The following is an 11,878-nucleotide window of genomic DNA, read 5'->3' on the forward strand; positions in this document are numbered from 1 at the left end:
AAACAAAAAGGGGTAATCATCAACGTCGCCTCAGCCGGTGGATTAAACGGTGCCCGGGCCGGTGCTACCTATACCGCTTCTAAACATGCCGTTGTGGGTTTCACCAAGAATACCGGCTTCATGTATGCCCAGCAGGGAATCCGCTGCAATGCTATTGCACCAGGCGCAGTTGAGACTAATATTGGTTCTACAATGACAAACATTAGTCAATTTGGTATGGGGCGTACCCAGCCAGGACTGGCCCTGAACCCCCGGGTCGGCAAACCGGAAGAAATTGCTCAAGTAGCGCTGTTCCTTGCTTCCGAAGAATCTAGTTTCGTGAACGGAACCGTCATCGTAGCAGATGGCGGCTGGACGGCTTATTAAACATCGCGAATGAACATGCCAAAAACCCACCTATGCTGAAATGCTGAGACAGGTGGTTTTTTGGCATGCAGATGATGTTTCACTCCATCTCACTCAGCATTCGCTCGAGGATTTAGATTTAGGAAAAGATCTTTTCACAATTCATTTAAGGAATATTCTCTTTCTACTTTACAAATTCTTGTGATGTAATTTTCGTACCAATCCGTTTTCCCTTTTTCCTGTGCCAATCCATGTGCTTCGTTTGCTTTCCAATTTTTAATGGCCTCCAAGGATTCCCAGTAAGAGATCGTTACCCCGAAACAAGCGAATCCCGGACACTTTCCGCTCTTCTTCTCCTTCTCTTACGCAACTTAAGTAGGCCGTCTATCATGCTTCCAGCCTTTTCCCGTTGTTTTGCCGACGGATGCCATCAGAACAGAGAGATGACTGCTCCCGTCGATGCCCAGATACTCGTTCATGTTTTTGTCGAACCAGTGACCTATGGTGGCTACCCCCAACCCCAACCCGTTCCCGACAATATGAAGATTCTGTGAGACATGGCCTGCATCCCACCATATGTACCGATATGCCCGTTCGTTGTACTTGTCTTCCGTGCGTCCAACCATAGCAGTCCAAACAAAGTTAACGGCTGCCCGGCGGGTCATCTCCTGCTCCTCTGTAAACAGATAGGCAACCTGTGCTACGTCCTCCAGTTTTAACCCTTCCAAGGTCCATCGCTCCACATCCAGGTGATACAGTCCTTTTTCCAATCCTACCACGTTATTCACCAGCAGATAAGTTTCAATCGGATAAAGTGCTCCTGCGGAAGGCGTTGTCCGAAGTTGATACCCCTCCATATTTGCAGTGATTCCCTGTGTTCCCCAGAGCAATAGGTTTAATTCGTTCAATGAAAGTGGCACATTGGTGAAATTACGCTTGGTACGGCGGTTGTTCAGCAGTTCCCACAGGGCTGGAGCTTCCGGAAAGTCCGGATTTCCCAATGGGATATGCACAATAGCCTCTTCATACCGCAAATACGTAGGCGGAGCTTTCGAAAAGTCGTACTTTGCCGCCCATCCTTTTTCCAAATCGCCGACAGCGTAAGAGGTTGCCTGGATAAAATCATTACAGATGCTCTTCCACTCAGGATGCATGAAATATTCCTCCCTTTTTACAGTTGATTCACTGCTCACAAGGTAGAGTATACGACGCAGTATACCATTAGTGAAATTATGCTTTATTATATAGTTAATAAGTATTTACTAATGTCAAAGGAGGAAACATGACACTTACGCAGCTACAAGTTCTAATTGCAGTATCGGAGCACAAAAATTTCACCAGAGCGGCAGATGCATTGGGGTTTACGCAGTCGGCGGTATCGCAAATGATCAACAGCCTGGAGAAGGAATTGGGAATCTTGTTGTTTCACCGCAACCGGCGCGGCATCTCCACGAGTTACATCGGTGAACGGATGATTCAGCATGCCCGGGAAATTTTGCGTATTACATCATGCATGAGAGAGGAATCCTCTGCTTCCTTGGGATTGGAAGCGGGAACACTTCGCATCGGCGTCATTCCCAGTGTATCCGCTAAGGTGCTTCCCGGCTTAATCGGTTCGTTCCGGGAGCAGTTTCCTCAGATTGATATTGTCTTGTTTGAGGGGAGCTACGAAGAGATTCACAGCTGGATCTCCGGCTCCGTAATAGATGTCGGCTTTACCACCACACCTGACAAAGAGCTTCATACGTTTCCTTTGCTTCAGGATCAAATGAAGGTGTTTGTTTCAAACGATAGTCCGCTGAAAGATGAACCGTTTCTCACTTTCGACCAACTGAGGGGCAAATGCTTTATTATGGTTAAAGACTACGGCATCCAAAAACTGTTACAGGAGCATGGTAATGTACCGAATGTCACCTTCGAGGTGAGGGATCCGGCCACAATCCTCTCCATGGTTCAGGAAAGGGTCGGAGTCACCATCCTGCCCGAACTGTTCATGCCGGAGGTATTGCCAAAAGTGACGGCTGTTCCCCTTCGACCAGCCATAACTCGCGAGGTCGTACTTGCCGTACGTGACTTTCAGTACGTTTCTCCAGTGGCCGCAGAGTTTATTGTACACAGTCAAAATTATATGAAGAAAGTGGAAACAGCTGGACTCTGAGAGAGTCTCAAAAATAGAAAAACCGCGCAGAGCGCGGATTCTTAAAGGACTATGTTCTTGTCTTCTGACAAATTTATTGCCGGGCATCTCTCACTCTGATATTGCTTCCGAATAAAGTGGAATCACTTGTCAGCTTGTAGGATGGATAATGTTCGTCGGCTTTCAGAGTCATCACTTCATCAAATAATGATTCCTGCTGGCGGTCGCAGAGAAAGACGAACGGTTGCTGCTGGAAGACGATATCCGTTGTATTAGGTTCATTTACGATCAACAAAACCAAAACACCGTTGCAGCCGCAATCTTCCGTGTCATAGAACAATTTGAAGGATCCGGGTTTATCATTAAGACTTTCTTCAAGTCGTCCGGAAGTTAAGGGATCCAGTTGAATTTGCATATCCTCCACTCTCCTTTAGAGCAGGTTGCTCCTAAATAGATTATGGAATAAGTATAGATTTTATATTCAACCGGGGCCTGTGACTGCACTCACTTACATATTGACAGTTCCTAAAAATTATATTTCGTGTGATTATCCAATTTGCGAACGTGCGGCATTCTCCAGAGCCAGCAGCTGTTCCCTTACTTTCACCGCTTCACCGATGATAATAAGTGCCGGATTGCTGATCTTCATAGCTGTGGCCAGCTTGTCGATGTTGCCAAGCGTACCGGTCACTGTCCGCTCACGGGCTGTAGTCCCATTCTCGATCAGCGCTACAGGAGTTGCAGCATCCTTCCCATGCTTCAGCAGCTGTTCGCGGATCCCGCCCAAATGGCTTACCCCCATGTAAATGACAAGGGTGTCCACGCTGTGAGCAAGTGCATCCCAGCGGACAGGAGCAGCATGATCGTGACAGCGGCTGCCGGTTACGATGGCAAATGAAGCGGCCAGACCGCGATGAGTCAATGGAATTCCAGCGGAAGCCGCTGCGCCGATGGCCGAAGTAATGCCGGGAATGACCTCGTAGGGAATTCCCGCAGCAGCAGAGGCAAGCGCTTCTTCCCCGCCCCGTCCGAAGACGAAGGGATCACCGCCCTTTAAGCGGACAACATGGCTGCCGGCGGAAGCATGTTTTATCATCAGCCTTTCGATACCTTCCTGCGGCATGGAATGCTGGCCCGGCGCTTTGCCGCAATAGATGCGCAGTGCCTCCTTCCTGCCATAAGCGAGCAATTCTTCATTCACCAGCCGGTCATAGAGAATAACATCCGCAGTCTGAATGCGCCGCAGCGCTTTAACTGTAATCAGCTCCGGATCCCCCGGTCCTGCTCCAACAATACTTATACTCCCCTGTTTCATAGGCTTTTCTCCAATACCGCTGTGCTTGAGATAACGACATTTCTCCGTCCGGACTGCTGCTCCGCTGTGGAAGAAGCTCCGGGCTTAAAGCTTTTTTGCGAAAGATAGAACAACAGGCCCGTAAACAGCACCCCGCCGAGAAAATTTCCGAGCAGAACGGGGATGCCGTTCCAGATCCACCAGTCTCCAAAGCTGACTTTTGCCCCTAGCAGCATTCCGGCAGGAATCACGAACATATTGACCACCGTGTGCTCAAAGCCTTGACCGAAGAACGTTAGGATCGGCAACCACATCGCCAGTATTTTTCCGGCTGTGGAGTTGGAGGTCATTGCCATCACTGCCCCGAGCGTAACCATCCAGTTGCAGAGCATCGCCTTGATAAAGGCAAGCGTCATCCCCTCTGCCCCCATACTCTTATAGGCCGTTGTTTTGCCTTCACTCGTTGTTATCAACGTCTGAATTAGCGGATTTGACATATCGGTCCCCATTTTTGTAATGGTGAGGCCATATAATGCTGCATATACTGCACAGCCGATTAAGTGCCCGATAATTACCCAGAAGAAATTGTTCAGCATCCGGCCTGTTGACGTCTTTTTCTCCAGCACCGCCAGCGGAATCAAAGCAAAGCTGCCGGTAACGAGCTCCAGTCCAAGCAGAATAATCATTACAAAGCCTACAGGGAATAAAAGTGCTCCGATCATAGGTATCTTAGTTTGGGCTGTTGCTGTAAAAGCTAAGGTAGTCGCACACGCCAGTATCGCTCCGCCGAGGCTGCCGCGTACAATAAGCTGCGTGATGCTCAGCTCCGCTTTGGCCTTGCCGGCTTCGATCATTGAGGACAACACTTCGCTAGGCTTCACATAATCCATGATTATCCCCCCTGTAATTTTTATCTGTACTAGATGGTCAGATAGATATGCCCGCTGCCGGGATCTATCTCGACCTCATAGGTTGTCACATGACCAGAATCGGGTGCCTGTACCGCACCGCTATGAAGGTCAATCCGCCAGTCGTGGAGCGGACAATGCACCTTTGAACCGCAAACCATACCTTCCGATAAGACGCCGCCTTTGTGCGGACATTTATTCTCAACAGCCAGCACCTCACCACCGGAGAGACGGAACAAGGCTATCTCCTTGTCTCCCACCTTGAACTTGCGCGAGCCTCTGATGTCGATATCCGTCAAATTACCAACAAGCATTTTGGTCATAGTCATAGCAGTGGCCTCCTTATACCGTCTCGGGTTGTGAGAGTTCTTCGAAATTTTTGCGCAGCTCCGGCTCATTAACAATTTGTTTCCACGGATCGGTGGTGAGACTGAGCGTCTTCTGAATTCTTTCCTGCAGCGCCAGCCGTTCTTCCTTAAGCTCTAAGGCCTGCTTAATGCTGTCTAGACCCACACGTTCGACCCACTGGGCTGTCCGTTCGTTCCAGCCGGCATTCTCCCGGTAATATTGCAGAAATGCACTGGCCCACTCCAGCACTTCATCATCGGTCTTCACTACGCAGAGGAGATCTGTTGCCCGTACATGTACACCGCCGTTGCCCCCGATATGCAGCTCCCAGCCGCCATCAATGGCGACAACGCCGAAATCCTTAATCGTCGCTTCCGCACAGTTTCGCGGACAGCCGGAGACCGCAAGCTTCACCTTACCCGGCGTATTCAGCCGTTCGAAAGCTTTCTCTAAGCGAATGCCCATACCAAGAGCATCTTGCGTACCGAACCGGCAATAGGTGGAGCCGACACAGGTTTTGACCGTCCGGAGTGTCTTGCCGTAGGCATGCCCGGAAGCCATATCCAGCTCTTCCCACATCTTCGGCAGATCCTCCTTCTTGACGCCGAGCAAATCAAGTCTTTGCCCGCCGGTGAACTTCACCAGTGGAACCTCGAACTTCGCGGCAACCTCTGCAATCTTGATCAGCTCAGCCGGTGAGGTCACACCTCCGTAAATTCGCGGTACCACCGAGTAAGTGCCATCTTTCTGGATATTGGCGTGGTAGCGTTCATTCGTGTACCGGGATTCCTTCTCATCCACATATTCTTCAGGCCAGAGCATCCCCAAATAGTAATTCAATGAAGGACGGCATTTGGCACAGCCCTCTTCATTACTCCAATCCAGTACATTGATGACTTCCTTGACTGTCTTCAGTTCCATCCGCTTGATCTCGGCGACAATTTCGTCGCGTCCAAGCGTAGTGCAGCCGCAGATGCCTTCCTTGACTGTGACCACATGATCACCGGCATAGAGCTGCAGCAGCCCCTCTACCAGCGGTTTGCAGCCGCCGCAAGAGGCGGAAGCTTTCGTGCAGGCTTTGATCTGGCCTACGCTGGTGCAGCCCCCGGATTGAATAGCCTCGGCTATCGCCCCTTTGGACACACCGTTGCAGCCGCAGATGATCTCGTCATCAGCCATGCCCTCCAGCCGGTTCCCTTTGGGCGAGGCAAGGGCATCGCCGGAAATCCCAAGCAGCAGTTCTTTTTCCTTCCCCTTAATATTCTCGCTTTTCTTAATCATGGAGAATAGCTGTGCCCCGTCATTCGTATCGCCGAACAAGACGGCACCGATCAGCTTGTCGTCCTGAATGACCAGCTTTTTATAGACTCCGTCGATCTCATCCTGATAGCGTAAAGCTCTTGACCCCGGCTGCTCCGTGAACTGGCCTGCGGAGAATACATCGACCCCGGATACTTTCAGCTTGGTCGAGGTAATAGAGCCTGTGTAGCCTTCAGTCGGAACACCCGCCAGTCTCTTGGCGAGCACAGCCCCCTGCTCATATAACGGAGCTACGAGTCCGTAAGCAATACCCCGGTGCTCTGCACATTCTCCGACCGCATAGATTCCGGGAATGTTGGTTTCCAGATAATCATTCACAATGATGCCGCGGTTAATCTTAATAGAGCTCTTGCGTGCCAGCTCAATATTCGGCTTGATGCCGACTGCCATCACGATCAGATCGGTTTCGGCCACTTCACCATCAGTGAACAGCAGACCTTTAACTCTTTTTTTACCGAGAATCGCCTCTGACTGCTTCTTCAGCAGGAACTTCATGCCCTGTTCTTCCAGCTCTTTGCGGAGCATCACCGAAGCCGCTTCATCCAGTTGGCGTTCCATAATATAATCATGGATGTGTACAACCGAAACCTCCATCCCCAGGTGCAGCAGTCCTCTTGCCGCCTCCAGACCAAGCAGTCCGCCGCCGATGACCAGCGCTTTTTTATACTTTTGCGAAGTTTCCTGCATAATCCGGGTGTCCTTAATATCGCGGAATGCGATGACCCCTTCCTTCTCTGCTCCGGGCAGCGGCAACATGAACGGGTTAGAGCCGGTGGCCAGAATCAGCTCATCATAGCGGGCTTCGATCCCTTTATCCGTATATACTTTACGCTCCACAGTATCTATGGAAGTGACAGTGTGGCCCGTATACAGCGTAATATTGAAACTGCGGTACCATTCAAGGTCATTGATAATAATCTCATCCATACTGGCTCCGCCTGCGAGGACAGAAGATAACATAATCCGGTTATAGTTCGGATGCGGCTCGGAACCAAAAATCGTAATCTCGTAAGCCTCAGGAGCCAATTTGAGCAAATGTTCGATCGCCCTTACCCCCGCCATCCCGTTTCCGACCAGTATCAGTTTTTTGCGTATTGCTGACATATGTCTCTCTCCTCTCCATGTAGACAACAGAAATAGCCCGCTTCACTCCGGCCGGAAACTTACGTTTCCAGGTAACAGATGTGAGAGCAGGCGCCATTGCCGCTTCGACCGAATACAACGTTGTATTCGTAGATTTGATGAATTTGTTAAAATGACTATACTACATGAATTCGTAATACGTCAACAATTATGACATATAAATTTTTATATATTTAATTTATCGACAACATCGCTAAATATGTGTTATATAATATAACATTATAACTTATATAAGTACGTTCAAGAGTAGATCTATGACGTCGATCATTACGATGTAAAAGGAGCGTCAAACTATGCATTCCCTGCTCGTCATTCATAATGGTACAACAGAGAACGATACAGAAACGCTCTCGTCCCGGAGCCCGGACGTCATTCTTCGCTCCTGCGGTTATGTGGTCGAGGTAGCTGATACTCCGGAACAGGCCTTGGCCCTGATCAGCGATGCCGATGCCTCCATTCTTCATCTGCCTATCACCGAAATCAATGAGTGGAGCACCCCGCTGATCCAGCACAAAATTGCGCCAATGGTCTGGTGGTGCACCTCCCTGACCGCGACATTATCTGTCTCGGCTTGTGAAGACAATATTAGGGTCGACGGGATATTATCCCCCTTTATGCACCCGCAGGAGATTCACTGGATTCTTCATTTCAGCGCCAAGCAGTGCTTCGAACGCCATCAATGGCTGAAGGAGCGGGAGCAGTTGCTGTCCCGGATCGAAGAGCGCAAATGGATTGATATGGCTAAAGGCATTCTCTCCAAAGCGAAGAACATCAGTGAATCCGAAGCCTATGACCTTCTTCGCAAGCAGGCGATGAATGAACGCAAGCGTATGGTTGATGTCGCCACGTCGATTGTTAAAGTATATCAGCTGCTGCAGGATCAAACTTAAGGAGAATCCCATATGATCAATATTCTAAAAGAAGTTGCCAGAGGCAAACGGGGTGCCCGGGATTTAAGCTATGATGAAGCTTATTATGCTGCGGAATCCATTCTGGGCCAGACGGCCTCTCCCGTGCAGATTGGCGCCTTTCTAATTGCGGAGCGCATCAAGCTGGAAAGCATCGAGGAGCTGGAAGCCTTCGTAACGGTCTGCCGCAAGGCTGCCCACCGGGAGCCGGTTCAGCAGGGCCTCGATTGTGCCGGGCCTTATGACGGCAGAACGAATTCTTTTGTCGCCACCTTCCCTACCGCCTTCTTGCTGTCTGCTGCGGGAGTGCCGGTGACACTGCATGGTTCCCCTTCCTTGCCGCCCAAGTGGGGGGTTACGCTGCAGGACATTATTCAAGCCTCCGGTATTGAGATTGCCAGGCTGTCCCGGACAGACGCGATCGAAGCTGCAGAAGAAAGCGGCGTCCTCTTCGCCAAGGCTGAGCAGTGGTGCCCTCCGCTTGGAGCTATTCGCGGCCTCCGGGAAGACATTGGCATGAGAACGATCCTGAATACTGCCGAGAAATTGATCGACTATTCTTGTTCTCCTTACATCGTATTCGGGATCTATCATAATACTGTGTTCGACCGGATTTCCAGGCTGGTTGTGAAGCTCGGCTATCAAAAAGGGCTGGTTGTTCAAGGAGTGGAAGGCTCCGAGGATCTCTATATCGACCGCCCGAACCGTGTATACTCCATAGCGAACGGCACAGCGCAGCTGGATATCATTGATCCTGATGCCCTGGGACTTGAAACCGTAGTGCCTGAAATGGACTGGACTCCCCAGCGGCAGCTGCTGACGGCTGAAGCAGTGCTTCAGGGAGGCGGGCATATGGCCTTCTACAATCAGACGCTGTTGAACGGTGCTGCCCGGCTTCATGTGGCCGGAAAGGTCAATTCTATAGAAGAAGGCGTGTATACTTGCAAGCATTTACTGGACAATGGAGACGCCTGGATGGTCTACAGCAAGTGGAAAAACGCACTGCTCGGCAGTAAAGCACTCTACTAGAGCTGTTACAAAAAAAAGCGCGTAACCGTAACCATACGGTGCGCGCTTTTTGCTGCAAAAAAGACCTAAGCCTAAGAATAACCGCTATTAATCGGTATGCAGTGCTTGCCGCTGCTTGCGGGGTTCGGCAGACTTTTGCCGCTCGCGGTCCCCTCCTAATTTGAAGACCAGAATCCCGCCTACAATCACCAGAACACCTATGAGCTGATTCAATGTGAACGGAACCTTGGCCAGACCGAGCCAGCCCAGTGAATCCCACAACAGGGCGAAGCCGAGCTGAGACGTCAGTACAATCGAAATCGCATATGTCGCTCCAAGCAGCCTGGTGGCCTGCACCAGACAGATGACCACACCGACACCGATCATTCCGCTGATCCAGTACCAGGGCTGCATATGCTGAAGAGTAAACATATTTTTGCCTTCCACGATCAGCCCCATTACCAGTGAAGCAATAAAGCCCATCCCCAGTACCAATGTTGTTGTGGACCATGATCCAGTATGTTCATTTACTTTGCTGTTGAATATGTTCTGCAGGCTCACAAGCGCCCCGGCAAACATGGCCAGTAGTAGTCCCAGTATCATTATCTATTACTCCTTTTTTGTCTTCTTTATGTTCATCAGTATGGTGTGGTTTACTCGTAAATATTACGGTGTGCCAGCCTGCTAAGCCCTTCCCGGTCCTTCACCAGAATGTAGCCTTTGCTGCGCTCGGTCAGCCCCTGCTGGCAGAACTTCTGGATTACCCTGTTCAAATGCCTGTAGCTGGTGCTAATAAAATTCGCCGTATCCACCAGATTAATCGTGCTTAACTGCCCCGTAAATTGAGGATCGGATTCATCATAGGTAATGGATAAAAGATAACTCGCCAGCCGTACCTCAACGGGGTGCATCAGGTTCAAGCTAAGGAAATCGGATTTTCTGTAGAATTTCTGAGTAATAATCTCCAGCAAAAATTGCAGCAAGGGCGGATGGTTCTGCCCGTATTTTTTCAGCCATCTGTACGGTATGCAAATCATATGAACCGGCGATACGGCTTCAACCGTGTTCAGCAATTCTGTTCCCTGAATGTATTCAACATCCCCGATTAGCTCAAGCGGTGTCTTGAAGGAAATAATCAGCGTCTTGCCCTCGGCCGTCGTCGTATAAATCTTGAGTTTACCTTTAACCAGCACGTACAGCGACTCGGAAGGATCTCCTTTGAAGCAAATCGTTTCCCCCTGCGCAAAGCTGTACAGCGACAGCTGCGCCCTCAGCGGTTCAATGAGAATCTGCTCCAGCTGATGTTTCTGCAAATAGGTCTGCAGCAGACCTTGGTCTTGAATTTCCTTCATGGCCGGCTTTCCCTCCAAGGCTAGAACTTAAGAATGACCACACCCAAGATCATCATGCCGATTCCGATAAATTGCGGCAGCCGCATCTTCTGCTTCGCAACACCGAACCATCCGTTACTATCTATCAGAAATGTAAGGAGCAGCTGCGCGATCAGTAGTGCCGATATGGTAAAGGTAACACCGATATTCTGAATTGCGGTCACTTCGCTAAAAATAACAAAAGCGGCGAATGCACCTCCTGTTAAATACAAGGGTTTGACCAGCTTGAAGCCTTGTTTCTTCCCGTCTCTAACGAACAGCAGGATGATAAAAGCCATAATAAAGCCCGTTAATTGGGTGATCGTTGCTGCCTGCCACGTGCCTATATCCTGGCTGATGCGGGCGTTGGCTACCCCTTGCAGCGTAATGCAGGCCCCGGCCAAGAATGCAAAAATAATTCCTCTCATTGCTTCTCTCTCCTCTATGTGATCTCTGCTTTAATTAAATGACATCTGGCGTTATCCGTGAAGGACATATGTCCTAAGTGGAGGAAAGAGTTGAATTGGAGGTGACAGGACAGTAAATCGAAAGCCCGTTTCAAGCCATGGCATTGGCTGAAACGGGCCTGGAAAAGAAAATATTAGGAGAGTAGCTTCATTTCATTTAATTGATCAAAAATGATCTGGCTGACAGCGGAAACATGTTCCCTGTCTTTATAGCTAAGCCATGCCAATTCTGCAATTTCCGCTGCCGGAGCAAGCTGCCCTGTGTAATCTGCGGTGAGACAGGTCATCTGGACAAGCACGCCTTCCTCTTTGCCATGGGCCGCTGCTTCATAAGTGCCAAAAGGCCGGATACTGTCCGGCACAAGCCGGACCGTTAATTCCTCTTCGATCTCCCGGATTAACGTCTCATTGTCGGTTTCACCCGGTTCCCGTTTCCCGCCGGGAAAATAATAGGTATCCTTTCCGTGGGAACGGGCAGCCAATACTTTACCTTCCACGATGTAAATCCAAGCGATCTTGTCTATCGTTACTGTCATGTAAATCCCCCTCAAAATCTTGGCCTTTGCTCTTTTAATTAAAAGCGAAATTTCTTGCTACGGAAAGGACATATGTCCTCATTGCAATCTGCCA

Annotated in this window: 14 protein-coding genes; 4 read left to right on the forward strand and 10 right to left on the reverse strand. The window is 49.8% G+C overall.

Annotation, left to right across the window (positions count from 1 at the left end; genetic code table 11):
• On the forward strand, positions 1-366 hold a 366-nt coding region (locus tag MHI45_RS34695), incomplete at its 5' end, for an SDR family oxidoreductase (protein ID WP_341159877.1).
• Positions 367-716: 350 nt separating this feature from the next.
• Here the strand turns inward: MHI45_RS34695 and MHI45_RS34700 are convergent.
• The gene (locus MHI45_RS34700) at positions 717-1,499 is read right to left on the reverse strand and encodes a SagB/ThcOx family dehydrogenase (RefSeq protein WP_076109359.1); all 783 of its coding nucleotides are present in this window, start codon (positions 1,497-1,499) and stop codon (positions 717-719) included.
• Between the two features lie 128 nt (positions 1,500-1,627).
• On the opposite strand from MHI45_RS34700, the gene MHI45_RS34705 reads away from it, so the two are divergent.
• Positions 1,628-2,503, forward strand: coding sequence for a LysR family transcriptional regulator (locus MHI45_RS34705; RefSeq protein ID WP_076109358.1), 876 nt, complete (start codon positions 1,628-1,630; stop codon positions 2,501-2,503).
• A 73-nt stretch (positions 2,504-2,576) separates the two neighbouring features.
• Here the strand turns inward: MHI45_RS34705 and MHI45_RS34710 are convergent, their stop codons facing one another.
• The 5 genes from MHI45_RS34710 to nirB form a co-directional block, all read right to left on the reverse strand.
• Complete coding sequence (locus tag MHI45_RS34710) at positions 2,577-2,897, reverse strand: iron-sulfur cluster biosynthesis family protein (RefSeq protein ID WP_076109357.1); 321 nt, start codon at positions 2,895-2,897, stop codon at positions 2,577-2,579.
• Positions 2,898-3,029: 132 nt separating this feature from the next.
• Positions 3,030-3,797: a uroporphyrinogen-III C-methyltransferase gene (gene cobA, locus MHI45_RS34715; RefSeq protein WP_076109356.1), complete on the reverse strand. Its 768-nt coding sequence runs from the start codon at positions 3,795-3,797 to the stop codon at positions 3,030-3,032.
• Complete coding sequence (locus tag MHI45_RS34720; protein WP_076109355.1) at positions 3,794-4,666, reverse strand: formate/nitrite transporter family protein; 873 nt, start codon at positions 4,664-4,666, stop codon at positions 3,794-3,796. The genes cobA and MHI45_RS34720 overlap by 4 nt, the downstream gene beginning before the upstream one ends.
• A 29-nt stretch (positions 4,667-4,695) precedes the next feature.
• Positions 4,696-5,007: a nitrite reductase small subunit NirD gene (gene nirD, locus MHI45_RS34725; RefSeq protein WP_076109413.1), complete on the reverse strand. Its 312-nt coding sequence runs from the start codon at positions 5,005-5,007 to the stop codon at positions 4,696-4,698.
• 19 nt (positions 5,008-5,026) lie between these two features.
• Positions 5,027-7,456 (reverse strand): nitrite reductase large subunit NirB, encoded by a 2,430-nt coding sequence (gene nirB / locus MHI45_RS34730; RefSeq protein ID WP_076109354.1) that lies wholly within the window; start codon positions 7,454-7,456, stop codon positions 5,027-5,029.
• 332 nt (positions 7,457-7,788) lie between these two features.
• Between nirB and MHI45_RS34735 the strand changes: the two genes are divergently transcribed.
• Positions 7,789-8,385 carry an ANTAR domain-containing response regulator gene (locus MHI45_RS34735; protein WP_076109353.1) on the forward strand — a complete coding sequence of 199 codons (597 nt, stop codon included), beginning with the start codon at positions 7,789-7,791 and terminating at the stop codon, positions 8,383-8,385.
• Between the two features lie 12 nt (positions 8,386-8,397).
• On the forward strand, positions 8,398-9,432 hold the full coding sequence (locus MHI45_RS34740; protein ID WP_076109352.1) for an anthranilate phosphoribosyltransferase: 1,035 nt from the start codon (positions 8,398-8,400) through the stop codon (positions 9,430-9,432).
• Positions 9,433-9,519: 87 nt separating this feature from the next.
• Here the strand turns inward: MHI45_RS34740 and MHI45_RS34745 are convergent, their stop codons facing one another.
• The 4 genes from MHI45_RS34745 to MHI45_RS34760 form a co-directional block, all read right to left on the reverse strand.
• Positions 9,520-10,014: a DMT family transporter gene (locus tag MHI45_RS34745; RefSeq protein ID WP_076109351.1), complete on the reverse strand. Its 495-nt coding sequence runs from the start codon at positions 10,012-10,014 to the stop codon at positions 9,520-9,522.
• Between the two features lie 50 nt (positions 10,015-10,064).
• Positions 10,065-10,763, reverse strand: coding sequence for a Crp/Fnr family transcriptional regulator (locus MHI45_RS34750; RefSeq protein WP_076109350.1), 699 nt, complete (start codon positions 10,761-10,763; stop codon positions 10,065-10,067).
• Positions 10,764-10,783: 20 nt separating this feature from the next.
• The gene (locus MHI45_RS34755) at positions 10,784-11,209 is read right to left on the reverse strand and encodes a DMT family transporter (protein ID WP_038591582.1); all 426 of its coding nucleotides are present in this window, start codon (positions 11,207-11,209) and stop codon (positions 10,784-10,786) included.
• A gap of 173 nt (positions 11,210-11,382) precedes the next feature.
• Positions 11,383-11,784, reverse strand: a complete 402-nt coding sequence (locus MHI45_RS34760) for an NUDIX hydrolase (protein ID WP_076109349.1) — start codon at positions 11,782-11,784, stop codon at positions 11,383-11,385.
• Positions 11,785-11,878: the final 94 nt, after the last annotated feature.

This window comes from Paenibacillus sp. FSL H3-0321, from assembly GCF_038002865.1.
Taxonomy (GTDB): Bacteria; Bacillota; Bacilli; order Paenibacillales; family Paenibacillaceae; genus Paenibacillus_AQ.

Coding starts and splice junctions, on each gene's coding strand:
- MHI45_RS34700 (WP_076109359.1), bottom strand. CDS start 1,499: ATGCATCCTGAGTGGAAGAGCATCTGTAATGATTTTATCCAGGCAACC.
- MHI45_RS34705 (WP_076109358.1), top strand. CDS start 1,628: ATGACACTTACGCAGCTACAAGTTCTAATTGCAGTATCGGAGCACAAA.
- MHI45_RS34710 (WP_076109357.1), bottom strand. CDS start 2,897: ATGCAAATTCAACTGGATCCCTTAACTTCCGGACGACTTGAAGAAAGT.
- cobA (WP_076109356.1), bottom strand. CDS start 3,797: ATGAAACAGGGGAGTATAAGTATTGTTGGAGCAGGACCGGGGGATCCG.
- MHI45_RS34720 (WP_076109355.1), bottom strand. CDS start 4,666: ATGGATTATGTGAAGCCTAGCGAAGTGTTGTCCTCAATGATCGAAGCC.
- nirD (WP_076109413.1), bottom strand. CDS start 5,007: ATGACCAAAATGCTTGTTGGTAATTTGACGGATATCGACATCAGAGGC.
- nirB (WP_076109354.1), bottom strand. CDS start 7,456: ATGTCAGCAATACGCAAAAAACTGATACTGGTCGGAAACGGGATGGCG.
- MHI45_RS34735 (WP_076109353.1), top strand. CDS start 7,789: ATGCATTCCCTGCTCGTCATTCATAATGGTACAACAGAGAACGATACA.
- MHI45_RS34740 (WP_076109352.1), top strand. CDS start 8,398: ATGATCAATATTCTAAAAGAAGTTGCCAGAGGCAAACGGGGTGCCCGG.
- MHI45_RS34745 (WP_076109351.1), bottom strand. CDS start 10,014: ATGATACTGGGACTACTACTGGCCATGTTTGCCGGGGCGCTTGTGAGC.
- MHI45_RS34750 (WP_076109350.1), bottom strand. CDS start 10,763: ATGAAGGAAATTCAAGACCAAGGTCTGCTGCAGACCTATTTGCAGAAA.
- MHI45_RS34755 (WP_038591582.1), bottom strand. CDS start 11,209: ATGAGAGGAATTATTTTTGCATTCTTGGCCGGGGCCTGCATTACGCTG.
- MHI45_RS34760 (WP_076109349.1), bottom strand. CDS start 11,784: ATGACAGTAACGATAGACAAGATCGCTTGGATTTACATCGTGGAAGGT.